This window comes from Streptomyces sp. NPDC023838, assembly GCF_040639555.1.
GTDB lineage: Bacteria > Actinomycetota > Actinomycetes > Streptomycetales > Streptomycetaceae > Streptomyces.
In genome coordinates this window covers 202,648-228,111 of sequence record NZ_JBFAAD010000004.1, presented here as the reverse complement: position 1 = coordinate 228,111, position 25,464 = coordinate 202,648, and the positions used below count along the sequence as shown (strand labels likewise).

The following is a 25,464-nucleotide window of genomic DNA, read 5'->3' as shown; positions in this document are numbered from 1 at the left end:
CGTACACGTACAGGTGGTACATGTTCAGGACGGGCTAGACGCTCCGCAGCGACCGTTCGAGGATGGCGGCGCCCTCCTCCGCCTCGGCGACGGTGAGGGTGAGCGGCGGGGCGATGCGGAGCACGCTGGTGTTGTGGCCACCGCCCTTGCCGATGAGCAGTCCGCCCTCGCGGGCCGCTTCGAGCACGGCGGCCGCGGCCTCCGGATGGGCCTCGTCGGTGCCCGGCTTCACCAGCTCGATGCCCGCCATCAGGCCCCGGCCGCGCACCTCGCGTACGAAGGGGAGCTGGGCCGCGACGGCCCGCAGCCGCTCGATGAGCAGGCCGCCCACGCGCCGCGCGTTGCCCTGGAGGTCGTGTTCGACGAGGTACGAGAGGTTGGCGAGGCCGGCAGCCATGGTGACCGGGGAGCCGCCGAAGGTCGAAATCGAGTTGGCGTCCAGGCAGTTCATGATGCGGGCGCTCGCCACCACACCGCCGATCGACATGCCGTTGCCGATACCCTTGGCGAAGGTGAGGATGTCCGGCGGGCCGTTCTGGGCGTGCGCCTGCCAGCCCCAGAAGTGGTCGCCGGTACGGCCCCAGCCGGTCTGCACCTCGTCGCTGATCCACAGGATGCCGTGCCGGTCGAGGACTTCACGAAAGGCGGCGTAGAGCCCGTCGGGGGGCGAGGTGAAGCCGCCGACGCCCTGGATGGGCTCGGCGATGAGCGCGGCGACGTCGCGGGTGTGGCCGAGCAGGTCTTCGAGGTCGGCGACGCAGGCGTTGATGAACTGACGGTCACTCAATTCCGCGTAGGGGCCCCGGGAGCGGACACCCCCGTGCACGTACAGCGTCTGCAGCGGCGACAGGCTCGTCGGTGACCAGGCCTGGTTGCCGGTGATGCCGACCGCGCTGAACGAGCGGCCGTGGTAGCTGTTGCGCATCGCCAGGATCTGGTTGGAGCCGCGGTGGGCGGTGGCGAGCAGCAGCGCGGTGTCGTTGGCCTCGGTGCCCGAGGTGGTGAAGAAGACCCGGGCGTCCGGGATGCCGGAGAGGTGGGCGATCCGCTCGGCGAGCTCGACCATCGGGCGGTTGAGGTAGAGCGTGGAGGAGTGGATGATCCGTCCGGCCTGCTCGGAGACGGCCTTGGTGACCTCGGGCAGGGCGTGCGCGGTCATCGTGGTGAGGATGCCGCCGAAGAAGTCCAGGTACCGGTTGCCGTCGGAGTCCCACACATGGCGGCCCTCCCCATGGGTGATCTCGACGGGGTGGCGGTAGTAGAGCGCGAGCCAGTCGGGCAGGACCGCGCGGTGGCGGTCGAAGAGGGAGGTCACGGCTTCACCAGCCCTTCGTAGGCGTCGGGCCGCCGGTCGCGGTAGAAGGCCCACTGCTGGCGCACCTCGTCGATGAGGCCGAAGTCGAGGTCCCGGACGACGAGTTCCTCCTCCTTGTCGCTGGCGGGCTCGCCGACGAACTGGCCGCGCGGGTCCACGAAGTAGCTGGTGCCGTAGAAGTCGTTGTCGCCGTACTCCTCGCGGCCGACCCGGTTGATGGCGGCGATGAAATATTCGTTGGCCACCGCCGAGGCGGGCTGTTCCAGCTGCCAGAGATAGGCCGAAAGTCCCCGGGAGGTCGCCGACGGGTTGTAGACGATCTGGGCGCCGTTGAGGCCCAACTGCCGCCAGCCCTCGGGGAAGTGGCGGTCGTAACAGATGTAGACGCCGACGCGGCCCACGGCGGTGTCGAAGACCGGCCACCCCAGGTTGCCCGGTTTGAAGTAGTACTTCTCCCAGAACCCCTTCACCTGGGGGATGTGGTGCTTGCGGTACTTGCCGAGGTAGCTGCCGTCGGCGTCGATCACGGCGGCGGTGTTGTAGTAGAAACCGGAGCCCTCGATCTCGAAGACGGGGACGACGATCACCATCCCGGTCTCGCGGGCGAGCTCCTGCATCCGCCGCACGGTCGGCCCGTCCGGCACCGGCTCCGCCCACCGGTAGTGCTCGGGCTCCTGCACCTGGCAGAAGTACGGGGCGTTGAAGACCTCCTGGAATCCAATGATCTTCGCACCCTGCCGGGCCGCCTCGCGGGCGTGTTCCTCATGTTTGGCGATCATGGATTCGGTATCGCCGGTCCAGCTGGCCTGGACCAGTGCGGCGCGGACAACAGTGGCCATGAGCTGCTCCTTAGACGGGCCGTCAGCCAGGCATCCACACGCGTAGACCGCGTGTGGAGAGACCGTAAAGCCCGTCACCCACCGTGGCAAGACCATCGCCGTTACGCCACGAAGTCGATCACATTTCCCTCGGTACGGGGGAGGGCAGCCGGGCCCAGTTGCCCCGCCGGGCATGCCTGAGCAGCACCGGGTCGTCGCCCACGACCACCGGGTGGCCCACCTCGGCGAGCAGCGGGAGGTCGGCCGCCTCGTCCGCGTACGCGTAGCAGTCGGCGGCGAGCAGGCCGTGCTCGCGCAGCAGGGCGCGGGCCGCGTACCCCTTGCCCTGGCCGGTCATCGGGGCCCGCGGCCGGCCGCAGAGCACGGCGTCGGCGCCCAGCTCACGGGCGACGGGCGCGACGGCCGCGGCGCTCGACGGGGTCACGAGAACCACCAGGTGCCCCCGGGCGGCGTGGTCGTGCAGGGCGGCGAGGACCGGCGCGTGCCAGAGGCGGCCGAGCGGCGGGCCCGGGCCTTCGCGGGGCGGCTCGGGCTGTCCGGGCAGCTCGCGCACGGCCAGGAGCGTGCCCTCGACGTCGAAGAACGCGGCGGCGGGCCTGCCTGGCCGACATATACGCGACTGGGCTGTGCGGGGGTCCTTGTCCATTGGTACGGACCCTGCCCAGCCACGCACTCACCTCAATCCCGAACCTTCAACGTTCTGTTGCAATTCTGGCCACCCGGAAGGCGTGGGCGACGTCTCGCCGACGTCCCTCGGAGACCTCGCCGGCGGCCGCCAGCAGCTGCGGCGCCAGCCGCGCGGGGGCGTGCGCGGCCAGTTGCGCCGCGTCCTCCGGGGTGCGGACCCGCACGAAGGCGCTCAGCAGCGCGTCCGCCTCGCTCTCGCGCCCGGCGTCACGCAGTGCGAGCACCGCGTCCGCGATCTGCTCGGCGGGCCGGGTCACGCCCTGGCGCAGCAGCCGGTGGCAGTCGGCGTCCTGCCCCGCGGCGGCGAGCGCGGCGGCCGCGGCGGCCAGCCGGTCGGGCGGCAGCGAGGCCGCCTCCCACAGCAGGGTGGCCCAGTCGGCGGCCAGGCCCGCGCGGTGCAGCTCGCCCGCGAACAGCGGCAGCAGGGCGGCGGGCCCGGCGGCCGCCTCGCACAGCACGGCGTGCGCCTCTCCGGTACGGCCCCGGGCACGCAGCCGGACGAGCCGGACGACGGCCTCGCGTACCCTCCGGCGCTGATCGCGGTCGCCCGCCTGCTCCTCCCACCCCTCCAGCCGCTCCCCCCGCTCCTCCCGGGACCTCGACTCGCCCTTGCCCCGGGCGTGCTCGGGCTGTCTGCGGGGGTGCCAACCGCCGCCGAACCGGGCCCCGGTGGGCGCGGCGGCGGCGACCGGCGGCAGTAAGGGCCCGCTGTCCTGCGCCTCGGCCCCACCGGCGTCGAGCCCGGCGAAACGAGCCCCGCGCGAGGCGCGGCGCGCGGCGGGTCGGGGCGGGGGTACGGGGGCGGGCTGGTCGGGGGCGGCGGGTGCCGCGGGGAGGCCGGGACCGTCGAGTGCCGCGGGGAGGCCGGGCCCTTCGGGTGAGGCGGGGAAGCGGGGTTCACCGGCCGGGCCCGGCCGACCGGGACCAGCGGGACCGCCGGGACCAGCGGGACCGCCGGGACCACCGGAGCCACCGGGGCTGTGGGGGCCGCCCCGCTCGCCCGGGCCGCCGCCGGCCCCTGCGGCCGCCACCCCCCTGGGCCGCGCCACCGCCCGCTCGCTGAACCAGCCCCTCGGGACCTCCGGTCCCAACGCGGCGATGCGGGCGCGCAGTTCGGCGCAGCGCGCGGCCGCCCGGGCCAGGTCGTCCTGGATCCAGGCCAGTTCGGCGGGGGCGGCGCCGGGCAGCCGGTCGGCGGCGTACGCCTGCTCGCGGAGCATCAGGGCGAGCCGTTCGCGCAGTGCCTCGCGGCCGCCCGGGCGGGCGTCGTACGCGGCGGCGGCCGCGGTGTGCAGCGCCCGGGCCCGTACCGTCTCACGGACCACCGCCTCCGGGCCGTGCGTCGGCGCGAGGTCCTGGAGCAGCGACTCGACCACGTCCCACGGCGGGATCTCACTGCCGTCGAAGCAGGCCGCCATGCCGTCGGGGTCGCGCTGCCAGAAGACCCCGTACCAGCCGCCGCCGTACCGGTCGAGCAGGGCCGCCAGCCGACCCATGTACTGGACGAACACCCCGATGTCCACCGGGAGTTGATTCACCGTCATAGCGCAATCCCCCAACCGCCGACTGAACCCCCACGGTCCGTGGGCATTCGATACCCGCCGTATTGCGCCCGTGTTACGCAGAGGTCTTCGCCGCGATACCGGCGTGTGGCCGCGCGCCGAACAGCGTGGTGATGGAGGAAGCCGCGCGCCCCCGGCGGCCCCTGCGCGCCGTTGCCGTGCCCCCGTCCCCCAGGGGCGCGGGGAACTGCGCGACCAGCCACGCACGACCCGCAGACGAACCAGCGCTCCGCGCGGAGCGCTACGCAGGCAGCGGCGTGCAGTGCCCGGCGACCTCGTCGAGCGAGAGGCCGAGTACGGAGGCCAGCGCGGCCACGGTGAAGAACGCCGGGGTCGGGGCGCGCCCCGTCTCGATCTTGCGCAGGGTCTCGGCCGAGAGCCCCGCGGCCGCCGCGACCTCGCTCATGCTGCGCCCGTCGCGCGCGGCCCGCAGCAACCGGCCGAGCCGCTCGCCGCGCTCGCGCTCTTCGGGGGTGAGGGGGGTGCGGACCATGGGGCGAGTCTAGTCCCGCGCCCCCGCCGGGAGCGCGGCCGTTCGCCTGCGAACCGTGCGCGGCCGGTCGCGCAGTTGCCCCGCCCCTGGGGGACGGGGTGCACCAGCGCGGGGCCCGCTACGCCCTGCAGACCATGTGCCAGGCGGGAGCGCTCGCCAACGTCACGGTCCTGCACGCCCTCTGACGTCGCCTCAGGCCCTTCACCCGTACGGCCGCCTGCCTGAGCACTCCGCCCGACCGGTATAGTAATTGGAATGGTGGAGATCAAGACGGACGCACAGATGGACGCGATGCGCGAGGCCGGGCGGGTGGTCGCGCGGGCGCTCGCCGCGGCACGGGACGCGGCGGATGTCGGCGTCAGCCTGCTGGACATCGACACGGCGGCTCACGAGGTGCTGCGCGCGGCGGGCGCCTCCTCGCCGTTCCTCGGCTACCACCCGGAGTTCGCCCCGGTCCCCTTCCCGGCCGTCGCCTGCGTCTCCGTCAACGACGCCATCGTGCACGGCGTCCCGGACGGCTACCGGCTGCGCGACGGCGACCTCGTGAGCGTCGACTTCGGGGCGATCCTGGACGGCTGGGCCGGTGACTCGGCGATCAGCTTCACGGTGGGCCGCGCGCGGACCGAGGACGTCCGGCTGATCTCGACGGCGTACGAGGCACTGGAAGCGGGCATCGCGGCGGCGACCGTCGGCAACCGCATCGGTGACATCGCGCACGCGATCGGCAAGGTCTGCCGAAGCGCCGGATACGGCATCCTGGAGGGCTTCGGCGGCCACGGCATCGGCCGCCGGATGCACGAGGACCCGGGGGTGCCGAACGAGGGCCGCCCCGGCCGGGGCATGGTGCTGCGGCACGGCATGGTCCTCGCGATCGAGCCGATGCTGATCGCGGACGGCACCGACGGGTACTACCCGGCCAAGGACGGCTGGACCCTGCGCACGCTCACCGGCACCCGCGCGGCGCACGCCGAGCACACGGTGGCGGTGACGGAGAAAGGCCCGCGGATCCTCACGCGTCCCTGAGCGGCCGCACCCCGAAGGCGGCGCGGGCCGTGTGACTCCGCGGCCACGCCGCCTGGGCGCCACCAGCCGCCAGCCGCCAGCCACCAGCCACCAGCCGCGTACGACGCGCGGAGCCGCGTCATTCCGCGGCCCGCCGCCCGGGCGCGACCCGCCCCGTACGCCCACGCCCGAACAGCGCCGACTCCCTTGCCACGGCCGGAAGTCGACGCCGACTTCGGGCCAGTCCGACCCGGCCGGGACGGCCGTACGCTGGCTGGTCCGTACCTGTCCCGGAACGAGACGTTCTGCTGTCATGGACCCGCCAACCCCCCACAGGAGAACCGGGCTGGCGACATGACCGAAAGGAGCGTCATGTTCAACGCACTGGCCATCGGCGGCGCGTCCGCCGTCCTTCTGGCCGCCCCGCTCAGCGCGTCCGGCCACACCCCCGGGGGCTGGGGCACCCCGCCGCCCGACAAGATCGTGATCGACCTCGTGACCGTCAACGGCTCGGGGTGTCCGGCCGGCACGGCGGCCGTCGCGGTCTCACCCGACAACACCGCGTTCACCGTCACGTACAGCACCTACCTGGCGCAGGTCGGCAAGGGCTCCTCGCCCACCGACCTCAGAAAGAACTGCCAGCTCGCGCTGAACGTCCACGTCCCGCAGGGCTTCACCTACGCGATCGCCTCGGCCGACTACCGCGGCTTCGCCCATCTGGAGAAGGGTGCCACCGCGCAGGAGCGGGCGAACTACTACTTCCAGGGCATGTCCCAGACGGCCTCCGCCACGCACGCGTTCAAGGGGCCGCTCTTCGACGACTGGCAGACCAACGACACCACGGACGTCTCCGCCCTCGTCTACAAGCCCTGCGGTGAGGAGCGCTATCTGAACATCAACACCGAACTGCGGGCCGGGGCCGGCACCTCGGACACGGTCAACACCACCAGCTTCATCAGCATGGACTCGACCGACGCCAGCATCAACACCATCTACCACTTCTCGTGGAAGGTGTGCCCGCCGAAGTAGCGCGCACGCGGGCCGCCCGGCCGGGACCGGGCGGCCCGCACTCCGCGTGCGCCGCCGTCAGTTGTTCGCGATGAACCGTCTGGCGAGCTCGTGGCCGAGCGAGACGGCCGCGCTGTGGCTCTCGATCGGCTTCACCTGCGAGTTCTTGAAGAGGATGTACGTGACGCCGGACGCGGCACCGCCGACGCAGGGGTCGGGGTTCATCCCGAGCGCCTTGGCGGTCGCATAGGACGCCTCGCCGATGATCCTGGACGGGCCGATGTCGCCGACCACCGCGTACTCGACCTTGTCGTTGTAGACGACGGCGACCACACCACCGTCCCTTATCCCGGCCGAGGAGTAGTTCCAGATCGAGCTGGAGCTCGGCACGACGACGTACGGCAGCTTCTCGGCGTTCAGCGGCTTGTCGTTGGACTGGTGGAAGGCGGTGTCGCCCTGGAACCACGGGTCGGTGGCGCGGCTGCAGGCGCTCGTGGTCTGGCCGTCGCAGTCGACGTCCAGGTCGGCCTTCCAGAAGACCGCGCCGTTCTTGCCGCAGACCGGGACCGTCGCGGTGGTCTCGCTGTCGGTCCTGTACTTGCCGCTGGAGATCTGCGAACAGTTCTTCACCTTGGCCAGCAGCTCGGCCGCACTGACCGAGCCCTCGTCGGTACGGGTGGGGGCGCCGACGGCGCGGGCCGCGTTCTCGGCGGTGGCGGGGAGGGCGACGGTGGCGAGCAGGGCGGCGCCGGAGGCGGCGGCGAGGGCGAGCGTTCGCGTACGCACGTGGAGGGACCCTTCTGTTAGGGAAGTTTCCTTAGCTGACCCGAACCATCTGACGCGTTTGCATGAGCGCGTCAACCCCGGTCACATCAAATGAAACGCGGCCCCCGTCCCCAGAGGGACGAGGGCCGCGCCCGCTTCACCCGCCCGGCGGACGAGTTCCGGCGAAGTGTCACCCGGCTGGGCGCACCACCATCGCCGAACCGCCACCGCGCCGGACCTTCTCGGCCGCCGCCACCCAGCGGCCGTCATCGAGCCGCTCCACTCCGGTCGCGGCCCCGATCATCGGGTTGAGCGTGAACGCGTGCCCCAGCGCCGCCAGTTGGGCCCGGACCGGGCTGTTGTAGAGCTCGGGCTCCAGCTCCGTCGTCGCCGCGTTGCGCTGGCTGGCGCGCGGGGCCGCGATGGCGTCGACCAGCGACAGGCCCCGGTCGAGGTGCCCCACGAGGGACTGGAGCACCGTGGTGATGATGGTCGCGCCGCCCGGCGAGCCGACGGCGAGCACCGGCCTGCCGTGCCCGTCGAGCACGATCGTCGGCGACATGGAGGAGCGCGGCCGCTTGCCAGGGCCCGGCAGGTTCGGATCGTGGACGGCCGGGTTCGCCGGGGCGAACGAGAAGTCCGTCAGCTCGTTGTTGAGCAGGAAGCCCCGCCCCGGCACCGTGATGCCGCTGCCGCCGGTCTGCTCGATGGTGAGCGTGTACGAGACGATGTTCCCCCACTTGTCGGCCACCGTCAGATGCGTGGTGTTCTCGCCCTCGTACGTGGTGGGCGAGGCCTGCCCAGAAGTGGCGCACGGCGCCGGATGGCGGGGGTCGCCGGGCGCCAGCGGGCTCGTCAGCGCCTTGGTGTCGCTGATCAGGCAGGCCCGCGAGTCGGCGAATTTCTGCGCGAGCAGCCCCTTGGTCGGCACGTCCTCGAAGGCCGGGTCGCCCACCCAGCGGCCCCGGTCCGCGAACGCCACCCGGCTGGCCTCGATGTAGTGGTGCAGATACTGGACCTCGGACGCCTTCGACAGGTCGGTGTGCTCCAGGATGTTGAGCGCCTCGCCGACCGTGGTGCCGCCCGAGGACGAGGGCGCCATGCCGTAGACCTTCAGACCCCGGTAGTCCACCTTCGTCGGGGCCTGGCGCTTGACCGCGTACGAGCGCAGGTCCTTCTCGGTGAGGTCGCCGGGGCGCGCGACCCGCTTCGAGCCGGGCGCCACGGGGGGCTTGCGGACGGTTCGTACGATGTCCCTGCCCAGGTCGCCGCGGTAGACGGCGTCCACGCCCTCGCGCCCCAGCTTCTCGTAGGTGCGGGCGAGGTCCGGGTTCCTCAGCTTGGAGCCGACCACCGGGAGCCGGCCGCCGGGCAGGAACAGCCTGGCCGTGTCCGGGAAGTCCGCGAACCGCGCCTGGTTGTCGGCGGTCTGCTGGCGGAAGGTGTCGTCGACGGTGAAGCCGTCGCGTGCGAGCCGCTCGGCGGGCTTGAGCAGGCGGCCGAGCGGCTTGGAGCCCCAGGCGTCGACGGCCGCGTCCCAGGTGGCCGGGGTGCCGGGGGTGCCGACGCTGAGCCCGCTGGTCACCGCGTCCGGGAACGGGAGCGGTTTGCCGTTCTCCAGGAAGAGGGACGAGGTCGCGGAGCGGGGCGCGGTCTCGCGGCCGTCGATGGTGCGTACGGTGCGGGACTTGGCGTCGTAGTAGACGAAGTAACCGCCGCCGCCGATGCCCGACGAGTACGGCTCGGTGACGCCGAGGGCGGCCGCCGTGGCGACGGCCGCGTCCACCGCGTTGCCGCCGTGTTTGAGGACGTCGATGCCGGCGGCGGTGGCGTCCGCGTCGACGCTGGCCACGGCGCCCCCGTAGCCGATCGCCTCGGGCGTCTTGACGGGCGGGGGCGCGGTTCTCGGCGGGGCGGCCGCGACCGAGGTCGCCACGGCCGCGGCGACGGCCAGTACCGAGAGACTGCGGACGGCGGAGCGACGCATGCGTACCTCCTGGGTGCGAATGTCCGCGCAGCGTAACGCCGCACCCGCCGTCGCGTCAGGACCGTCTCGAACACCGCACCGCACTGCCGCTAGCATGCCCGCCCATGAACGACGACGTGCGCAACATCGTGCTGGGAGTGGTCGCCGCGGGCATCAGCGCCGCGCTGGGCTGGCTCACCCGCACCTATCTCTGGAACCGAAGGCTCCGCCGCAAGCAGGCCTTCTTCGGCCTGCCGACGCACTCCGAGTGCCTGCTCGTCGTCAACCGGGACGCGGGGGCGGAGGGCGCGGTGCACCGGTTCGACGTGTTCGCGCTCCTCGAACTCGCCTCCCTCATCAAGGACTGCGGGGCCCACGCGCGGATCGTCCAGCACGACGCGACCCAGCAGGGCTTCGGGGAGCGCACCGAGTTCTGCCTCGGGGGCCCCTACTCCAACCGCCGGATGGCCGCGCACCTCTCCGCGCTGCTGCCCGGCGTGACGATGAACGTGGACACCGAACCCGGCCCGGAACGGGGCGCGTTCACCATAGGCGGCGAGCAGTACCGGGTGGAGGGCGGAGTCACCGAGTACGTGCTCCTCGCCCGGGTCACCGCGGGCCAGGGACAGCGGCCCGTGTTCCTCTTCTGCGGCCAGCGCGCGATAACCAACCAGGCGGCCACCCGCTATCTCGCCCGCAACCACGAGAAGCTGGCCCGCAAGCACGGCGACGGCACCTTCTGCCTGCTCCTGAAGGTCGTCAACTCCCTTGCGTACGGACCGGACGTGGTGGAGGTCGTCGCCGACGTCACCCGCGCGGCCCTGACCCCGGCCCCGGCAGCCGGAGCGGCAGCGACTTCACCCCATTGATGAAGTTGGAGACCAGCCGGCGCGGTGGCCCGGCGAGTTCCGGTTCCGGCAGCAGCCGCAGCGCCTCCTCGTGCAGGACGCGCAGCTGGAGCCGGGCGAAGTGGGCGCCGAGGCAGACGTGCGGGCCGTCCCCGAACGAGACGTGCGGGTTGGGCGTGCGGGTGAGGTCCAGGACGTGGGGGCGGGTGAAGACGCGCTCGTCGTGGTTGGCCGAGGCGTGGAAGACCACCACCTTGTCGCCCGCGCGCACCCGCTGCCCGGCGAGCACGGTGTCCCGGGCGGCGGTGCGGCGGAAGGTGAGGACGGGCGGGTGCCACCGCAGCAGCTCTTCCACGGCCGTGTCCAGGGACGCCTCGCCCGCGCGCAGCCCGCGCCGCTGGTCCGGGTGCTCGGCCAGGGCGAGGAAGCCGCCGGGCGCGGCGCTGCGCACGGTGTCGTTGCCCGCCACGGTCAGCAGGAAGAAGAACATCTCCAGCTCGGCGTCGGCCAGTTCGGAGTGCGCCAGCGAGGTCATGACGTCGTCGGCCGGCTCGCGCCGCTTGTACGCGGCGAGCTCCTGGGCGTACGCGAACATCTCGCGCAGCATCGCGGGCGAGCGTGGGTTGACCGGCCGTCCGTCGGGGCCGAGGACCGGCGGTTCATCCGGGTCCTGGTAGCCGATGACCCGCTCGGTCCATTCGAGGAGCAGCCCCCGGTCGCTGCCGGGCACCCCGAGCAGATCAGCCAGGTTGAGCAGCGCGTAGTCGTCGGTGACCTCGGTGACCAGGTCGAAGACACCGCCCTCGGCGCCGTCGCGGGCCGCGCCGAGCAGGGTGCGCGCCCGGGCCCGTACCGCCGCCTCGAAACGGCCGGTGCGCCCGGGTGTGAAGGCGCGGCTGACCAGGCGCCGCAGCCTGCCGTGGTCGTAGGGGGCTTCCCTGCCCGAACGGGGTCGGGAGCCCGGGGAAGGGTCCTGGTTGAGCATCATCCGCCGGATGAACGGCAGGTCGTCGGGGTCGGGGTCGCGGATCTGGGTGGCGCCGAGCATGGAGGAGTAGGTGACCGGATCCTTCAGCACCCGTACGACGTCGGCGTGGCGGGTGACCGCCCAGAAGCCGGGGCCCTCGGGCCAGCCCAGCACCTCGTACTCCTCCTGCCAGGCCACCGGGTGCCGCTCGCGCAGCTCCCGGTAGTCGTCGTGGGGCGGCCCGGCGGCGTACCGGCGCGGGTCGAAGACGTCCGGCAGATCACTCATCGGACCAAGGTGACGCCAAGGGGCGGCGCGGACAAGACCGCCCGCCCGGGGAGGGAGAACGGGGGTCAGAACGGGCAGCTCTGCGGTGCCAGCCGGGTGTCGGGGCCGTCCACCGTCACCTTCACCGCGCTCGCGCCGTCCCGGGTCGTGGCGTGAGCCGCCGTGCACACCAGCTGCTGCTGGGCGAGGGCGGTGAGGTCGCGCACCGGGCGCTCAAGGCGGATCCGCACCTCGTCACCCTCCGTTGACATGCCAAGGCCCCCGTAGTAGTTGGGCAGTTGGGTCGTCAGACCCACGTCCTTCTCGGCTTCCGTGGGCCCGTTCAGGAGCAGCAGGATCGCCGCGCCCTGCTGCCCCGTGGTCTTCACGGACCGCACGACGGGCACCAGGCCGCCCGGACCCTGGAAATAGAGCGCGGTGCCGTCGGCGTAGTCCGGAGCCAGGTGTACGGTCGCCGGGTCGCCCACCTCGACGACCCCGGAACCCTGGACACCGCACCCGGTCGCCAGAAGCAGCGCGGGCAGCAGCAGGGCGACGGCACGGGCCCCCCTCACGCCTCCGCCTCCTCGCCCGGCGGCCGCACCGGCAGCTCGACGGTGAACACCGCCCCGCCGCCGGGGCCGTTGCCCGCCCGCACCGTGCCGCCGTGCAGCCGTATGTTCTCCTGCGTGATCGCGAGGCCGAGGCCGCTGCCCGCCGAACGGGTACGGGCCGCGTCGGCCTTGAAGAAGCGGTCGAAGATGTGCGGCAGGACGGCGGGGGCGATCCCGGGGCCGCCGTCGCTGACCTCGGTCACCACCCGTACGCCGTCCGGCCGCTCCTCGGTGCGCAGGCTCACCCGCACCGGCGCGGCGCCGTGCCGCAGCGCGTTGCCGACCAGGTTGGCCACCACGATGTCGAAGCGTCTGGGGTCGAGCATCGCCCGTATTCCGTCCGGGAGTTCGGCGGTGACCTGCTCCTCCCAGCGCCTGTGCTGGAGCGTCTTGGCGATCGTCTCGGCGACGTCCACCTCGTCGAGGTTGAGGTCGGCGGCCCTGGCGTCGAAGCGGGAGATCTCCATCAGGTCCTCGACGAGGGTGGCGAGCTTGTCCGTCTCGGTGGAGATCAGCCGGACGGCGGCGGCCGTGTCGGGGTCGAGCCGGCCGGCGTCCTCGTCGAGGACCTCGGTGACCGCGAGCATGCCGGCGAGCGGAGTGCGCAGCTCGTGCGAGACGTCGGAGGCGAACCGCCGGGCCCTGGCCTCGGCCTTCTGGAGCTCCTCGACGGACCGCTCCAGCTCCTCGGCGGACTCGTTGAACGTCCAGGCCAGATCGGCCAGTTCGTCCGACCCCTTCACTTCGATACGGGTGTCCAGGCGCCCCTTGCCCATGCTGCTGGCGGCCCGGCGCAGATCGCGGACCGGCCGCAGCACGCTGCGCGCCGCGAGCAGCGCGGGCACCAGGGCGATGGCGAGCGCGGGCAGCGCGCCGTCGCGGGCGGCGCTGACCATCGCGCGTACGTTGTCGTCCTCGGCGGTGAGCGGCATCACGGCGTACATCATGATCCCGGTGGGCTGCTGCGGGGTCTGGCCCGGCTCACCGAGCATCACCGGCATACCCATGGTCAGCCAGGGCTGGCCGTCCTTGACGACCCGCTGGAAGGAGCCGTGCGGGTTGGCGCGGGCCCGGCGGCGCAGCTCCTCGGTGAGCACGTTGGAGGCGGTCTGGCCGGTGTTGGAGGCGCGCAGCGTGCCGTACTCGGCGAACACGTACCAGGGGTGCGGCTTGCCCTGCCGGCCTACGGCGAGGCTGAGTTCGCGCAGCGAGGTGCGGCTCATCGGCAGCGCGACCGTCTGGGCGCCGATCTGGTCGCGCAGCTGGGCGACCGCGGTGTCCTGGGCCTGCTGGAGGATGGCCGAGCGGGCCTCCTGGTAGATCAGGGTGGCGGTGGTGCCCGCGGCGATCACGGCGACGAGGAGGAACGCGGCGATCAGCCGGGCGCGCAGCCCGAGCCGTCCGACGCGCAGACGCGCGCGTATCACCGCAGCGGGCCGAAGCGGTAGCCGAAGCCGCGCACGGTCTGGATGTAACGCGGGCTGCCCGGCACGTCCTCGACCTTGTGCCGCAGCCGTCTCACGCACGCGTCGACCAGGCGCGCGTCCCCGTGGTAGCTGTGCTCCCACACCGACTCCAGGAGCTGCTGGCGGCTGAAGACCTGCTCGGGCGAGGCCGCGAGGTGCAGCAGCAGCTTCAGCTCGGAGGGGGCGAGCGGCAGCCGCTCGCCCGACTTGGCGGCGGTGAGTCCGGCCCGGTCCAGGGCGAGTTCGCCGTGGAACTCAAGGCCGGGCCGCCCGGCCGGTTCGGCCAGCCGGCGCAGGACGGCCCGGATGCGGGCCTCGATGACCTCGGTGCGGGCGGGCTTGACGATGTAGTCGTCGGCGCCCGCCTCCAGCCCGACCACCACGTCGAAGTCGTCGCCGCGCGCGGTGAGCATGATGATCGGCAGCTGGCTGGTCTCGCGGATGCGGGTGCAGACCTGTACGCCGTTGATGCCGGGCAGCATCAGGTCGAGCAGGACCAGTTCGGGCTGGAAGGTCTTGAGCGCCGCCAGCCCCGCCTCGCCGGTCTCGGCCGCGCGCACCTCGTGGCCGCGCCGGCGCAGGCCGAGTTCGACCCCTTCCCGTACGGAGGGGTCGTCCTCGATGAGCAGCACGCGTGGCATGAGCGTCAGTATCCCAGCAGTCTCAGGGGTCTCGGATGTCACATAGATCTCAGGGGGCTCAGATGGTTCACACGACTCGTGTGGCTCAAGTGGTTCACGGGTCTCAGACCTCCCGGACGTCTCAGATTTCGCCCGGGTCCTGGCTCGGTCAGCGGCCCCGGCGCAGCTTGCCGAGTACGTCGTTGATGCCGTCGAGCCGCAGTGGCCGGGCCAGCAGCGCGAGCGACACGAGCAGCGCGGCCGTCCCGGCCCCGGTCGCCGCCAGGTCGCCGAGGCCGTCGGCCGCGCGGGCCGCCGCGTACCCGAGCAGGGCGGCGGGCACGCAGCCGGCCAGCAGCCGGACGTGGGTGGCGAGGGCGGGTGAGCGCAGGAGCCCGGCGCCGCCGCCGAGCCGGCGGTTCAGGACGTACGCGGTGACGACCCAGCCGGTGAACAGCGCCAGCGAGTACGCCCCGGCCATCCCGGTCACCGCCCAGCGCGCGGGCAGCAGCACATAGGCGAGCGCCGAGAGCCCGGCGTTGCACCCGGCGATGACCAGGTTCAGCAGGAACGGTGTGCGGGTGTCGCCCAGGGCGTAGAAGCCGCGCGAGAGCACGTACTGCCCGGAGAAGGCGATCAGCCCCGGCGCGAACGCCATCATCATCCCGGCCATCACGTCGACGTCGGCCGGGGTGGTCCGGCCGTAGCCGAAGACCGCGCCCATCAGCCACGGCGCCAGCGCGAGCAGCGCGCAGGCGGCCGGGACGATCATCGCGGCGCTGGTGCGCAGCCCGTAGGAGAGGTCGCGCCGCACCGCCGCCCGGTCCTCCTCGGCGGCCGCCCGGCTCATCCGGGGCATCAGCGCGGTGAGCAGCGAGACGGTGACTATGCCGTGCGGGACCACCCAGAGCAGGTAGGCGTTGGTGTAGGCGGTGTACCCCGCGCCGCCCGCGACGTGCTGGTCATGGGCCTGCTGTCCGGCGATGGTGGAGAGCCGGGTCACCACCCAGTACGCGGCCTGGTTGGTCAGGACGAGCAGCACCAGCCAGCCCGCCGAGCGCAGCGGGCGGGTGATGCCGCTGCCGCGCCAGTCGAAGCGGAGCCGCCAGCGGAACCGGGCCGCGCCGAGCGCCGGGACCAGGGCGAGTGCCTGGACGGCGATCCCGGCGGTGGTGCCCCAGCCCAGGACGCGGGTGTCGGTGGCGCTCAGCATCGAGCCAGAGGTGCCGGCGGTCCACAGGTAGAGCCCGAACACCGCGATGACGACGAGGTTGTTGAGGACCGGCGTCCACATCATGGCGCCGAAGCGGCCGCGCGCGTTGAGCACTTGGCCGAAGAGCGTGAACAGGCCGTAGAAGAGGATCTGCGGCAGGCAGTAGCGGGCGAAGGCGACGGTGAGGTCGCGCTGGGCGCCGGTGTAGTCGGTGTAGAAGTCGATGATCCGTGGCGCGGCGAACACCGCGAGGGCCGTCATGGCCAGCAGGGCGACAGCGCAGGCGGTGAGCAGCCGGTCGGTGTACGCCTTGCCCCCGTCGGCGTGCTCCTTGGCGGCGCGGACCAGCTCGGGCACGAAGACCGCGTTGAGGGTGCCGCCGATGAGCAGGGTGTAGAGGATGTTCGGGATGGTGTTGGCGACCGTGAACCCGTCGCCGACGAGGCCGGTGCCGAGCGCCGCCACCACGACCGCCGACCGTACGAACCCGGTGGCCCGGGAGACGACCGACCCGGCGGCCATCAGGGCGCCGCTGCGCGCGACCGACGCCTTGGCGGCGTGGCGCGGCCCGGCGTGGACCGGGGCCGTCACCGGCGTGCCAGATAGGCCTGGAACGCGCGGTACAGCGCGTGGTTGGTGGTGCCGCTCATCGCTGTTTCCCACTCCCCCAGCGTCTCGACCACCTGTCCGCCGGTGCCGAGTTTCCAGCGCATCAGTCCGAACGGGCGGTCACTCGGATCAAGGGTGGAGGGTACCCCGCGCATGTCGTAGACATCGGCGCCGAGCGCGTGGGCGTCGAGCATCATCTGCCACTGCAGGGCGTTGCTGGGCCGCACCTCGCGGCGGTGGTCGGCGGAGGCGCCGGTCTGGTACCAGACCCGGCCGCCGACGGTGATCATGGTGTGGGCGGCCAGCACCTCACCACCGTGGACGGCCAGATAGAGGCGCATCCGGCCCGGGTGCTCGGCGTTGAGCACCTCGTACTGGCGCTCGTAGTACGCGAGCGAGCGCCCCAGCCGGAAACCGTCGCGCTCCTCGGTGATCCGCAGCAGCCGGTAGAACTCGGGCAGATCGGCCGCGCTCCCGTGCACGATCTCGACGCCCGCCTTCTTGGCGGTGCGCACATTGCGGCGCCACTCCTGGTTGAGCCCGGACCACAGCTGCTCGGGGCTGCGTCCGGCCAGCGGCACCTGGAAGACGTAACGGGGCTGGGCGTCGGCGTCCCCGCCGTCGCCGCCGCACCGGCGCCAGCCGCGCGCCCGCAGCCGCTCGGCGACGGCGGTGCCCAGCGGGTCCACCTGGGTGGCGAGCACATCGCCCACCTTGCGCCCGGGACCGGTCGCGGACTTCAGCAGGGCGGCGTCCCAGCGCCGGTAGGCGGGCGAGGGCCCGATGCGTACGGCGAAGGCGCCCGCCCGGCGCAGATGGCGCAGCAACGGCCCCAGCCAGCGGTCGACTTCGGGGTCGGCCCAGTCCGCGACCGGGCCCTCGGGGAGATAGGCGAAGTATTTCCGGGTGCCCGGGAATTGCCGGTAGAGCACCAGGGCCGCGCCCTTCAATTCACCCGTGTCGAGGTGCCAGCCGACCCTTTCCGCGGACCATTGGTCCTTCACTTCGGCCCAGGAGGGCTGCTGCAGGAAACTCACGCCGGTACGGCCCACGAGAAAGGACCGGTACTCGGCGACGGAGAGACCGCGCACCCGCAGGTCCTGGTCGCGGTCGCCGGTCACGAGCAGTGCGGACACGTGGGTGACCTCCCAAGTACGCCCCGCCATCGGTTCCACGGGGATGCACAGGATGCTCACAGCGGTCCATGACCGGGCGGCGCGGCGCATGTGACCGGACGGTGACAGTTCCTCTGCAGTCCTCGTCACAATCGATTTCCCAAGATTTCCGGCGCTTTCCGCAACCTAGAGTCGCGCTACCGACTCTCTCCTATGGAGAAGCATTGCTACGGAGGTTTTCCAGTTGAGCCGCATACGCCGCCACATCCCGCTCCGCCGCCGCCCGGTGCGCAACGCCGTGATCGCCGGCACCGCCGTCCTCGCCGCGGCTCTCACCGCCTGTTCCGGTGGCTCGGGCGGGTCGGGTGACGCCAAGGGGGGCGCCGACATCTCGGGCGCCAAGAAGGCCGAGATCTCCGTGAACCTGACGGGGCAGCAGGCGAAGGCGGGCGAGCCGGTGAAGGTCACCCTGGCCGGAGGCAAGCTCCAGCAGGTCAGGGTCACCGACGGCAAGGGCGGGACGCTGGCGGGGAAGATATCCGCCGACGGCAGGACCTGGACCTCGGACCGCAACGCCGCGCCCGGCACCACGTACGCGGTCGAGGCGAAGGACGACAAGGGCTCCACCGCCAAGGCCGGCTTCGCGACGGCCGCCGCGGACAAGGTGAACAAGCTGACGCTCGTCCCAGGCAACAACTCCACGGTCGGCGTCGCCCACCCCCTGTCGATCGTCTTCGACCACCCGGTCAAGAACAAGGCGGCGGTGGAGAAGCAGCTGAAGGTGACCACCTCCAACAACACCGAGGGGTCCTGGGGGTGGATGGAGGACTACTCCGGCAAGGCGCGGGTCGACTGGCGGCCCAAGGAGTACTGGAAGAGCGGGACCAAGGTCAGCCTCAACGCGGACCTCAACGGCGTCGACTCGGGCAGCGGCTGGTTCGTGCGCGACTACGCGACCACCGTGACCATCGGCAGGAACCAGGTCGTCAAGGTCAGCCTCGACAACCACCACCTCAAGGTGTACCGGGACGGCGCCGCGGTGAAGGACATCCCGGTGTCCGGGGGCACGCCCGGCGGCGACAAGGCGTCCTGGCGCGGCAAGGCCGTCCTGATGGCGAAGGAGGGCACGATCAACATGAACTCCGAGACGGTCGGGCTCGGCAAGGCTTACAACAAGATGGTCGACTACTCGATGCGCCTCACCTGGTCCGGGATGTACGCGCACGCCGCGCCCTGGAACGCCGACTACTTCGGCAACACCAACCACAGCTCCGGCTGCATCGGCATGAGCGACGCCAACGCCAAGGAGCTGTACGGCATGGTGCAGCCCGGCGACCCGTTCGAGATCACCGGCGACGACGCCAAGGGCACCCAGGCGCTCAACAACGGCTACGGCGAGTGGAACCTCAGCTGGGAGCAGTGGCAGCAGAAGAGCGCCCTGAGCGGCGCCTCCACCGCGGGCGCCGCAGGCACCGCTGGTGCCGCGAGCAGCTGACAACTCGTCCAATAATCGTTACCCATGCGTAACTTACCGGTCAGTTACCTTCGGTAAGCCCCTCCGGTTAGCGTCAGTTCACTTTGCAACGACGCAACGGGGAGCTACTCATGGGACATCCGCGCGAAGCCGCCGCCGCAGCCGTCACGGCGGCGGCCCTCCTGGCCGGCGCCGCCTTCGGCCTCGCTCCATCGGCCCAGGCCGCGCCGGCGAAGGCCGCGCCGGCGGCGGCCGGCGTCTCCTTCCATGACATTCCGGGGTCGGGCGGGGTCACCCTCAAGGGCAACGTCTTCACGCCCGCCGGGGCCCGGGCCGGTGAGCGCTACCCGCTGATCGTCTTCCCGGCCAGCTGGGCCTCGCCGCAGATCGAGTACATGGCCCAGGCCCAGAAGCTCGCCGACGCGGGCTACACCGTGGTCAGTTACACCTCCCGGGGCTTCTGGCTCTCCGGCGGCACCATCGAGGTCGCGGGGCCGCCGGACACCGCCGACGTCTCGGCCGTCATCGACTGGGCGCTGGCCCACACCCCCGCAGACCCCGACCGCATCGGCCTGGGCGGCGTCTCCTACGGCGCGGGCATCAGCCTGCTCGCCGCCGCGCACGACAAGCGCGTCAAGGCCGTCGTCTCGATGAGCGGCTGGGCCGACCTCATCCAGTCGATCTACAGCGGCCGCACCGAGCACCGCCAGGCCGCCGCCATGCTGGGCGTCAGCGGCGCGATCACCGGCCGCCCCAGCGCCGAACTCCAACAGGTCCTCAAGGACTTCCTCGGCTCGAACCTGGCGAAGGAACAGGACATGATCGAGTGGGGCCGCAAGCGGTCGCCCGTCACCTATCTGGATGACATCAACCGCAACGGCGCCGCCATCATGATGGGCAACGCCTGGGGCTACACGATCTTCCCGCCCAACCAGGACGCCGACTTCTACACCAAGCTGACCGGCCCCAAGCGCCTGGAGTTCCGGCCGGGCGACCACGCAACCGCCGAGGCCACCGGCCTGCTCGGCCTGCCCAACGACGTCTGGACGGACGCCCAGCGCTGGTTCGGCCACTACCTCAAGGGCGAGGCCAACGGCATCGACAAGGAGCAGCCGGTCCGGCTCAAGTCCCGTACGGGCGGGTCCTACGAGGGCTATCCGAGCTGGCAGGCGGTCGGGGCGGCCAAGCAGAAGCTGCCGCTGAACGGCTCGCACCGGATCTTCGCCAACGTCGACTCGGGCGCCGACGGCGGCATCCTGCTCCTGTCGAACATCCTGGACCAGTTCACCAAGCTCCCCCCGATGGCCTCGATCCCGCTGCTGCCGCGCGCGTTCGCGGCGGTCTGGCAGTCGGAGCGGTACGACACGCCGCGCCGCATCCGGGGCACGGCCGCGCTGCACACCACCGTCACTCCCACCAAGGAGAGCGGCACCCTCGTCGCGTATCTGTACGACGTGGGCCCGCTCGGCCTCGGCAAGCTGGTCAGCAACGCCCCCTACACCTTCCACGGCCGCACGCCCGGCCGCCCGTTCGCCGTCGACCTGGAGCTGTTCTCCACGTCGTACGACGTACCGGCCGGCCACCGTCTGGCACTGGTGGTGGACACCGTCGACCCGCTCTACATCGAGCACAACCCGACCGGCGCGCAGCTGACCTTCTCCTCGCCCGCGTCAGACCCGTCGTATCTGACGGTCCCTCTCCGCGAAGAGTGATCACCGGCTGCTGCCGGGAGGGCTTGCCCCCTTGCCACTGCTCCCACAGGTCTCAAGGACCAGGGGGTACCCCCCTCGGCAGCAGCGTCCCTGGTTCGGCCGGGGCGACTTCCACGGCCTCCGTCTTGGGATTGCGCTTCTGTCTCCTGGCCATCCAGGTGGCGAACCAGGAGAGGAGCATGCACATCCCGATGTAGATCGGTGAGATCACCATCACCACGGGGATGAACGGCAAATCGTAGTCGAGATTCGAGGCGATGAGCTTCCCCGCGTGCAGGAACTCCTCATAGGTGATCAGAAAGCCCAGCGAGGTGTCCTTCAGCGCGACCACCAGCTGGCTGATGATGGTCGGCAGCATCGCGCGGATCCCCTGGGGGACCAGCACGTACGTCATGACCTGCGTCTTGCGCATCCCGAGCGAGAATGCCGCCTCCTTCTGGCCGCGTTCCACGGAGTTGACGCCGGAGCGGAACACCTCGGCGAGCACCGAGCCGTTGTAGAGCGTCAGTCCGGCCACCAGCGCCGGCAGGGGCTGTACCTTCAGCGCCACGAAGATGAAGAAGATCATGACCAGGACGGGCATGGCGCGGAAGAACTCGACCAGCAGGGTGGCCAGCCAGCGGACCGCCCGGTAGTCGGAGAGCCGCCCGGTCGCCAGCACCGCGCCGAGCGCCAGCGAGAACAGGGCCGCGAACCCGAACGCCTTGAGCGTGTTGCCGAGCCCCCGCAGCAGCAGCCGCTGGATCCCCTCGTACTCGAAGGGCGTCCACTTGGTGGAGGTGAACTGGTCGGTGTCGAACAGGAGATAGATGATCCAGCCGAGCAGCGCGAGGATCAGGAACGTCGAGCCGACCCCGTAGAGCAGGTGCCGCTGGCGGGTCCTGGGGCCGGGGATGTCGTAGAGGGCGGTGGCTTCTCTGGACAGCTGTGCGGTCATCGGGCGACTCCCCGGTACTTCTCCAGGAGGTTGAAGACGGCGCTGATGGTGAGCGTGATGATCAGATAGCCGACGGCGATCCAGATGAACGTCCAGATGATGTCGTAGCCGAGCTCGCTGAGCGTCTTGTACGTGCCGAGCAGCTCGGTGACGCTGAACGCGCCCGCGATGGCGGAGTTCTTGGCGAGCGCGATGAGCGTGGAGCCGACCGGCGGGATGACCGAGCGGAAGGCCTGCGGGAGGACCACGGCGGACAGCGTCTGGCTGAAGGTCATCCCCAGGCTCCGGGCCGCCTCGCCCTGGCCGGTGGGCACGGTGTTGATGCCCGAGCGCAGCGCCTCGCAGATGAACGCCGAGGTGTAGCAGCCGAGCGCGATCACCGCGAACAGCTTGAACGGGAGCACCAGGCCGAAGCGCGGCAGCCCGAGCAGGACCGCGAAGAAGAGCAGGGTGAGCGGGGTGTTGCGGAGCACGTTGACCCACACGGTGCCCAGCGCCCGGAACGAGCCGACCGGCGAGACCCGGAAGGAGGCCATCAGGAAGCCGAGCACGAGCGCCACGGCCGAGGAGTAGACGGTGAGCTCGACGGTGCCGAGGAAGCCCTTGCCGTACAGCGAGAAGTTCTTGGTCAGTACGTCCATGCGGGGCCTCAGCTCGCCGGGTAGCGGTCGATGGGCGGGGCGGGCGCGGCCTTGCGTCCCGACAGGCCGAGCGTGGCGTCGTACGCCTTCTGCCAGTCGCCGTTCTTCTCGTGGGTCTCGATGGCGTCGTCGAGGGCGAAGCGCAGGGCGTTGTCGCTCCTGGGCACACCGACGCCGTACGGCTCCTTCGAGAACGGCTTGCCGACGACCTTGAGCTCGTCGGGCACCTTGGCCGCGTATCCGCTGAGGATGGTGTCGTCGGTGGTGACGGCGTCGACCTGGAAGGTGAGCAGGTTGTCCACACAGACGGAGTACGTGTCGTACGCGACGAGGTCGGCCTTCGGGTAGTCCTTCTGGATGCGCTGGTACGGGGTGGAGCCCGCGGCCGAGCAGACGCGCTTGCCCTTCAGGTCCTGCGGCCCGTTGATGTCGTCCTCGTCGGTGCGCACGAGCAGGCCCTGGCCGGCCATGTAGTAGGGCCCGGCGAAGCCGACCAGCTTCTTGCGGTTGTCGTTGATGGTGTAGGTGCCGACGTAGTAGTCGACCTGGCCGTTCTGCAGCGCGGTCTCGCGGTTGGCGGAGGCGATGGTCCTGAACTCGATGGACTTCGGCTCGAAGCCGAGCGAGGCGGACATCATCTTGGCGATCTCGATGTCGAAGCCGGAGTAGACGCCGGTGGCCGGGTCCTTCTCGCCCATGTAGGGCTGGTCCTCCTTGGCGCCGACGACCAGGTGCCCGCGCTTCTTCGCCCGCCGCCACACGGCGGAGTCCGGCAGGGAGAAGCCCTTCACGACCTGGTAGTGGGGCAGTCGGTCGGGTTGCGGGCCCTTGACCGGCGGGCTGCCCGACTTGCCGCACCCGGCGGCGGCCAGGACCAGTGCAAGGGCGGCCAGCGCGCGTCGCGTACGCGTCATGGTTGCGTCCACTCCCCGTTCAGTGCTTGAGGATCTTGGAGAGGAAGTCCTTGGCCCGGTCGCTGTGCGGGTTGGTGAAGAAGTCGTCGGGGGTGCGGTCCTCGACGATCTTTCCGTCGGCCATGAAGACGACGCGGTTGGCGGCGGAGCGGGCGAAGCCCATCTCATGGGTGACGACGACCATGGTCATTCCGTCGCGCGCCAGCTGCTGCATGACTTCGAGCACCTCGTTGATCATCTCCGGGTCGAGCGCGGAGGTGGGCTCGTCGAAGAGCATGACCTTGGGGCTCATGGCGAGCGCGCGGGCGATGGCGACGCGCTGCTGCTGGCCGCCGGAGAGCTGCGCGGGCAGCTTGTCGGCCTGGGAGGCGAGGCCGACCCGGTCGAGGAGTTCACGCGATCGCTGGTCGGCCTCCTCCTTCTTGCGGCCCCGGACCTTGATCTGGGCGAGGGAGACGTTGGCGAGGACGGTCCGGTGGGCGAAGAGGTTGAAGGACTGGAAGACCATGCCGACTTCGGCGCGCAGCGCCGCGAGCCCCCTGCCCTCCTCGGGCAGCGGTCTGCCGTCGATGGAGATGGTCCCCGACTCGATCGTCTCCAGGCGGTTCATCGTCCGGCAGAGCGTGGACTTGCCCGAGCCGGACGGGCCGATGACGACCACCACCTCCCCGCGTCCGACGGTGAGGTTGATGTCCTGGAGGACGTGCAACTTCCCGTAGTGCTTGTTGACGTCACGCAGCTCGATCAACGGATCGACGGCCATACGCTGTCCTGCCCACTCATCGCTGTGTCGAGGTCAGCGCAAACTATCCAGCCCGGAAAGGGACTTCACCTCGACACGCTCGAACAGGACATAAACCGTATTTTGGGTTACCGGTGGGTTGGGGTCCCGGTGCGGAAGCTCAGAGGGTTCCGCGGTACGGAAGCTCAGAGGGTTCCGTGGTACGGAAAGCTCAGAGGGTTCCGCGGTACGGAAAGCCCAGACGGCTCCGCGGCGCGGGGAGGCCAACCCCGCGGCGCCCGCCTCAGACCTCGGAGGCCTCCGCGTACACCTGGGAGAGCTCGGGCGTGCCGCTGGCCGCCCACTCGACGCCGGCGCCCACCACGTCGATCTCGCGGCCCGAGGCGAGCCGCACCACCGGCTGTCCGCCCGGCCACACCTGCCAGGAGGCACCCTCGACCGTACGGACCAGGACCGTGCCCAGATACAGGCCCGCGTCGTTGCCCAGCCAGGGCAGCTCCTCCGGGTCGTCCCGCCAGTGCGGCGGCACCTGGTCGAGCGCCGCCAACGAGGCCGGGCTGTCGTCGAGTTCGAGCCCGGCCTGCTGCGCCCTCACCCGGAGCAACTCGCACTCCGCGAGCAGTTCGCCCACGCCCTCCGGGTCGGTCTGCACGGCCTCGGCGAGGGCCGCCGTCCGCTGCGAGCCGTGCCGCTTGCGCCAGTTGTCCAGGATGTTCATGGCGTCAAGCGTCCCATTCGCACAGACCTGCGCACCACAGGCACGCGGAGTGCGATTCTCAGATCTCCGTTTCCCCGATCTCCCGTTCCCAGATCACCCGTTCCCCGACCCCCCGGATCCCCGGATCCCCGGATCCCCGATCCACGATCCACGATCCCCGATCCCCCGTTCTCAGATCTCCAGATCGACGACGACCGGGGCGTGGTCGGAGGCGCCCTTGCCCTTGCGCTCCTCGCGGTCCACGTAGCTGTCCTTGACGGCGTTGGCGAACGGTCCGTTGCCGTACACCAGGTCGATGCGCATGCCCCGGTTCTTGGGGAAGGACAGCTGGCGGTAGTCCCAGTACGTATACGGCCGGTCGTACTTCAGGGGGCGCGGCACCACATCGGACAGGCCCGCCTCGCGCAGCGCGGCGAGGGCCGCCCGCTCGGCCGGGGTGACATGGGTCTGGCCCTCGAAGAACGCCACGTCGAAGACGTCCTCGTCGGTCGGGGCGACGTTGAAGTCACCGAGCACCGCGAACGGCCGCTCCCCCGCCGCGTCCTGGGCGACAGCCGCCTTCAGCGCCTCGAACCAGGCCAGCTTGTACGCGTAGTGGCCGTGGCCGACCTCGCGGCCGTTCGGCACGTACACCGACCACAGGCGGACTCCGCCGCAGGTCGCCGAGACGGCGCGGGGCTCCAGGGTCTCCTCGAAGCCGGGGTCGCCGGGCAGGCCGAGCACCACGTCGTCCAGGCCGACCCGGGAGATCAGCGCCACCCCGTTCCACCTCCCGGTGGCGTGGACCGCCGACTCGTAGCCCAGCTCGCGGAGCTCGGCGGCGGGGAAGCCCTCCAGGGTCGTCTTGGTCTCCTGGATGCACAGCACATCCGTGCCGGTGCTCTCCAGCCAGGCCAGGAGACGGGGCAGCCGGGCGGTGATCGAGTTGACGTTCCAGGTCGCGATGCGCATGTCCGACAGCCTAACGGCG

24 protein-coding genes are annotated in these 25,464 nt (G+C 71.4%); 5 read left to right on the top strand and 19 right to left on the bottom strand.

Annotation, left to right across the window (positions count from 1 at the left end; translation table 11 throughout):
- Positions 1 to 34: 34 nt before the first annotated feature.
- The 5 genes from AB0G17_RS07340 to AB0G17_RS07320 all read right to left on the bottom strand — a co-directional run bounded on the left by AB0G17_RS07340 (position 35) and on the right by AB0G17_RS07320 (position 4,896).
- Positions 35 to 1,315 carry an aspartate aminotransferase family protein gene (locus tag AB0G17_RS07340; protein WP_361376911.1) on the bottom strand — a complete coding sequence of 427 codons (1,281 nt, stop codon included), beginning with the start codon at positions 1,313 to 1,315 and terminating at the stop codon, positions 35 to 37.
- Positions 1,312 to 2,154 carry a nitrilase-related carbon-nitrogen hydrolase gene (locus tag AB0G17_RS07335; protein WP_361376908.1) on the bottom strand — a complete coding sequence of 281 codons (843 nt, stop codon included), beginning with the start codon at positions 2,152 to 2,154 and terminating at the stop codon, positions 1,312 to 1,314. Before AB0G17_RS07335 ends, AB0G17_RS07340 begins: the two co-directional genes overlap by 4 nt.
- A 118-nt stretch (positions 2,155 to 2,272) precedes the next feature.
- On the bottom strand, positions 2,273 to 2,800 hold the full coding sequence (locus tag AB0G17_RS07330) for a haloacid dehalogenase-like hydrolase (RefSeq protein WP_361376905.1): 528 nt from the start codon (positions 2,798 to 2,800) through the stop codon (positions 2,273 to 2,275).
- Between the two features lie 46 nt (positions 2,801 to 2,846).
- A complete protein-coding gene (locus tag AB0G17_RS07325) occupies positions 2,847 to 4,385 on the bottom strand; it encodes a hypothetical protein (protein ID WP_361376902.1) in 1,539 nt (512 codons plus the stop codon).
- A 259-nt stretch (positions 4,386 to 4,644) separates the two neighbouring features.
- Positions 4,645 to 4,896 carry a helix-turn-helix transcriptional regulator gene (locus AB0G17_RS07320; protein ID WP_361376899.1) on the bottom strand — a complete coding sequence of 84 codons (252 nt, stop codon included), beginning with the start codon at positions 4,894 to 4,896 and terminating at the stop codon, positions 4,645 to 4,647.
- Positions 4,897 to 5,151: 255 nt separating this feature from the next.
- Between AB0G17_RS07320 and map the strand changes: the two genes are divergently transcribed.
- Entirely contained in the window at positions 5,152 to 5,919 is a 768-nt protein-coding gene (gene map / locus AB0G17_RS07315) for a type I methionyl aminopeptidase (RefSeq protein WP_361376896.1), read from the top strand.
- A gap of 351 nt (positions 5,920 to 6,270) precedes the next feature.
- Positions 6,271 to 6,927, top strand: coding sequence for a DUF4360 domain-containing protein (locus AB0G17_RS07310; protein WP_361376893.1), 657 nt, complete (start codon positions 6,271 to 6,273; stop codon positions 6,925 to 6,927).
- A gap of 57 nt (positions 6,928 to 6,984) precedes the next feature.
- Here AB0G17_RS07310 and AB0G17_RS07305 read toward each other — a convergent pair whose 3' ends face one another.
- Together AB0G17_RS07305 and ggt are read right to left on the bottom strand one after the other, a co-directional pair.
- Positions 6,985 to 7,692 (bottom strand): glycoside hydrolase family 75 protein, encoded by a 708-nt coding sequence (locus AB0G17_RS07305; RefSeq protein ID WP_361376890.1) that lies wholly within the window; start codon positions 7,690 to 7,692, stop codon positions 6,985 to 6,987.
- Positions 7,693 to 7,861: 169 nt separating this feature from the next.
- Positions 7,862 to 9,658 (bottom strand): gamma-glutamyltransferase, encoded by a 1,797-nt coding sequence (gene ggt / locus AB0G17_RS07300; RefSeq protein WP_361376887.1) that lies wholly within the window; start codon positions 9,656 to 9,658, stop codon positions 7,862 to 7,864.
- Positions 9,659 to 9,762: 104 nt separating this feature from the next.
- Here ggt and AB0G17_RS07295 point away from each other — a divergent pair, with 104 nt between their 5' ends.
- Positions 9,763 to 10,506 (top strand): hypothetical protein, encoded by a 744-nt coding sequence (locus AB0G17_RS07295; protein ID WP_361376884.1) that lies wholly within the window; start codon positions 9,763 to 9,765, stop codon positions 10,504 to 10,506.
- Here AB0G17_RS07295 and AB0G17_RS07290 read toward each other — a convergent pair.
- From AB0G17_RS07290 to AB0G17_RS07265, 6 genes are all read right to left on the bottom strand, one after another.
- The gene (locus AB0G17_RS07290) at positions 10,445 to 11,740 is read right to left on the bottom strand and encodes a cytochrome P450 (protein ID WP_361376881.1); all 1,296 of its coding nucleotides are present in this window, start codon (positions 11,738 to 11,740) and stop codon (positions 10,445 to 10,447) included. The genes AB0G17_RS07295 and AB0G17_RS07290 overlap by 62 nt on opposite strands.
- A 65-nt stretch (positions 11,741 to 11,805) precedes the next feature.
- Complete coding sequence (locus tag AB0G17_RS07285; protein ID WP_361376878.1) at positions 11,806 to 12,294, bottom strand: hypothetical protein; 489 nt, start codon at positions 12,292 to 12,294, stop codon at positions 11,806 to 11,808.
- Positions 12,291 to 13,760 carry a HAMP domain-containing sensor histidine kinase gene (locus tag AB0G17_RS07280; RefSeq protein ID WP_361376875.1) on the bottom strand — a complete coding sequence of 490 codons (1,470 nt, stop codon included), beginning with the start codon at positions 13,758 to 13,760 and terminating at the stop codon, positions 12,291 to 12,293. Before AB0G17_RS07280 ends, AB0G17_RS07285 begins: the two co-directional genes overlap by 4 nt.
- The gene (locus AB0G17_RS07275; RefSeq protein WP_361376872.1) at positions 13,757 to 14,440 is read right to left on the bottom strand and encodes a response regulator transcription factor; all 684 of its coding nucleotides are present in this window, start codon (positions 14,438 to 14,440) and stop codon (positions 13,757 to 13,759) included. The genes AB0G17_RS07280 and AB0G17_RS07275 overlap by 4 nt, the downstream gene beginning before the upstream one ends.
- A 148-nt stretch (positions 14,441 to 14,588) precedes the next feature.
- On the bottom strand, positions 14,589 to 16,223 hold the full coding sequence (murJ, locus tag AB0G17_RS07270) for a murein biosynthesis integral membrane protein MurJ (RefSeq protein ID WP_361376869.1): 1,635 nt from the start codon (positions 16,221 to 16,223) through the stop codon (positions 14,589 to 14,591).
- Positions 16,220 to 17,377 carry a peptidoglycan bridge formation glycyltransferase FemA/FemB family protein gene (locus AB0G17_RS07265; protein ID WP_361376865.1) on the bottom strand — a complete coding sequence of 386 codons (1,158 nt, stop codon included), beginning with the start codon at positions 17,375 to 17,377 and terminating at the stop codon, positions 16,220 to 16,222. Before AB0G17_RS07265 ends, murJ begins: the two co-directional genes overlap by 4 nt.
- 232 nt (positions 17,378 to 17,609) lie before the next feature.
- On the opposite strand from AB0G17_RS07265, the gene AB0G17_RS07260 reads away from it, so the two are divergent.
- Both AB0G17_RS07260 and AB0G17_RS07255 read left to right on the top strand, forming a co-directional pair.
- Entirely contained in the window at positions 17,610 to 18,851 is a 1,242-nt protein-coding gene (locus tag AB0G17_RS07260) for an Ig-like domain-containing protein (protein WP_361377196.1), read from the top strand.
- Positions 18,852 to 18,961: 110 nt separating this feature from the next.
- Complete coding sequence (locus AB0G17_RS07255; protein WP_361376862.1) at positions 18,962 to 20,542, top strand: alpha/beta fold hydrolase; 1,581 nt, start codon at positions 18,962 to 18,964, stop codon at positions 20,540 to 20,542.
- 52 nt (positions 20,543 to 20,594) lie between these two features.
- Here AB0G17_RS07255 and AB0G17_RS07250 read toward each other — a convergent pair whose 3' ends face one another.
- The 6 genes from AB0G17_RS07250 to AB0G17_RS07225 form a co-directional block, all read right to left on the bottom strand.
- Positions 20,595 to 21,479 carry an amino acid ABC transporter permease gene (locus AB0G17_RS07250; RefSeq protein ID WP_361376859.1) on the bottom strand — a complete coding sequence of 295 codons (885 nt, stop codon included), beginning with the start codon at positions 21,477 to 21,479 and terminating at the stop codon, positions 20,595 to 20,597.
- On the bottom strand, positions 21,476 to 22,120 hold the full coding sequence (locus AB0G17_RS07245; RefSeq protein ID WP_361376856.1) for an amino acid ABC transporter permease: 645 nt from the start codon (positions 22,118 to 22,120) through the stop codon (positions 21,476 to 21,478). The genes AB0G17_RS07250 and AB0G17_RS07245 overlap by 4 nt, the downstream gene beginning before the upstream one ends.
- An 8-nt stretch (positions 22,121 to 22,128) precedes the next feature.
- On the bottom strand, positions 22,129 to 23,034 hold the full coding sequence (locus AB0G17_RS07240; protein ID WP_361376853.1) for a glutamate ABC transporter substrate-binding protein: 906 nt from the start codon (positions 23,032 to 23,034) through the stop codon (positions 22,129 to 22,131).
- Between the two features lie 19 nt (positions 23,035 to 23,053).
- Positions 23,054 to 23,797, bottom strand: a complete 744-nt coding sequence (locus AB0G17_RS07235) for an amino acid ABC transporter ATP-binding protein (protein WP_361376850.1) — start codon at positions 23,795 to 23,797, stop codon at positions 23,054 to 23,056.
- A 262-nt stretch (positions 23,798 to 24,059) separates the two neighbouring features.
- The gene (locus AB0G17_RS07230) at positions 24,060 to 24,494 is read right to left on the bottom strand and encodes a DUF6278 family protein (RefSeq protein WP_361376847.1); all 435 of its coding nucleotides are present in this window, start codon (positions 24,492 to 24,494) and stop codon (positions 24,060 to 24,062) included.
- Between the two features lie 171 nt (positions 24,495 to 24,665).
- Positions 24,666 to 25,445, bottom strand: coding sequence for an exodeoxyribonuclease III (locus AB0G17_RS07225; RefSeq protein ID WP_361376844.1), 780 nt, complete (start codon positions 25,443 to 25,445; stop codon positions 24,666 to 24,668).
- Between the last annotated feature and the right edge of the window lie 19 nt (positions 25,446 to 25,464).

What these genes read in the sequence shown, in the direction of transcription:
- ggt (WP_361376887.1), bottom strand. Translation starts at nt 9,658, where the DNA reads ATGCGTCGCTCCGCCGTCCGCAGTCTCTCGGTACTGGCCGTCGCCGCG.
- AB0G17_RS07275 (WP_361376872.1), bottom strand. Translation starts at nt 14,440, where the DNA reads ATGCCACGCGTGCTGCTCATCGAGGACGACCCCTCCGTACGGGAAGGG.
- AB0G17_RS07290 (WP_361376881.1), bottom strand. Translation starts at nt 11,740, where the DNA reads ATGAGTGATCTGCCGGACGTCTTCGACCCGCGCCGGTACGCCGCCGGG.
- AB0G17_RS07325 (WP_361376902.1), bottom strand. Translation starts at nt 4,385, where the DNA reads ATGACGGTGAATCAACTCCCGGTGGACATCGGGGTGTTCGTCCAGTAC.
- AB0G17_RS07235 (WP_361376850.1), bottom strand. Translation starts at nt 23,797, where the DNA reads ATGGCCGTCGATCCGTTGATCGAGCTGCGTGACGTCAACAAGCACTAC.
- AB0G17_RS07225 (WP_361376844.1), bottom strand. Translation starts at nt 25,445, where the DNA reads ATGCGCATCGCGACCTGGAACGTCAACTCGATCACCGCCCGGCTGCCC.
- AB0G17_RS07255 (WP_361376862.1), top strand. Translation starts at nt 18,962, where the DNA reads ATGGGACATCCGCGCGAAGCCGCCGCCGCAGCCGTCACGGCGGCGGCC.
- AB0G17_RS07330 (WP_361376905.1), bottom strand. Translation starts at nt 2,800, where the DNA reads ATGGACAAGGACCCCCGCACAGCCCAGTCGCGTATATGTCGGCCAGGC.
- AB0G17_RS07230 (WP_361376847.1), bottom strand. Translation starts at nt 24,494, where the DNA reads ATGAACATCCTGGACAACTGGCGCAAGCGGCACGGCTCGCAGCGGACG.
- AB0G17_RS07245 (WP_361376856.1), bottom strand. Translation starts at nt 22,120, where the DNA reads ATGGACGTACTGACCAAGAACTTCTCGCTGTACGGCAAGGGCTTCCTC.
- map (WP_361376896.1), top strand. Translation starts at nt 5,152, where the DNA reads ATGGTGGAGATCAAGACGGACGCACAGATGGACGCGATGCGCGAGGCC.
- AB0G17_RS07335 (WP_361376908.1), bottom strand. Translation starts at nt 2,154, where the DNA reads ATGGCCACTGTTGTCCGCGCCGCACTGGTCCAGGCCAGCTGGACCGGC.
- AB0G17_RS07295 (WP_361376884.1), top strand. Translation starts at nt 9,763, where the DNA reads ATGAACGACGACGTGCGCAACATCGTGCTGGGAGTGGTCGCCGCGGGC.
- AB0G17_RS07320 (WP_361376899.1), bottom strand. Translation starts at nt 4,896, where the DNA reads ATGGTCCGCACCCCCCTCACCCCCGAAGAGCGCGAGCGCGGCGAGCGG.
- AB0G17_RS07240 (WP_361376853.1), bottom strand. Translation starts at nt 23,034, where the DNA reads ATGACGCGTACGCGACGCGCGCTGGCCGCCCTTGCACTGGTCCTGGCC.
- AB0G17_RS07310 (WP_361376893.1), top strand. Translation starts at nt 6,271, where the DNA reads ATGTTCAACGCACTGGCCATCGGCGGCGCGTCCGCCGTCCTTCTGGCC.
- AB0G17_RS07250 (WP_361376859.1), bottom strand. Translation starts at nt 21,479, where the DNA reads ATGACCGCACAGCTGTCCAGAGAAGCCACCGCCCTCTACGACATCCCC.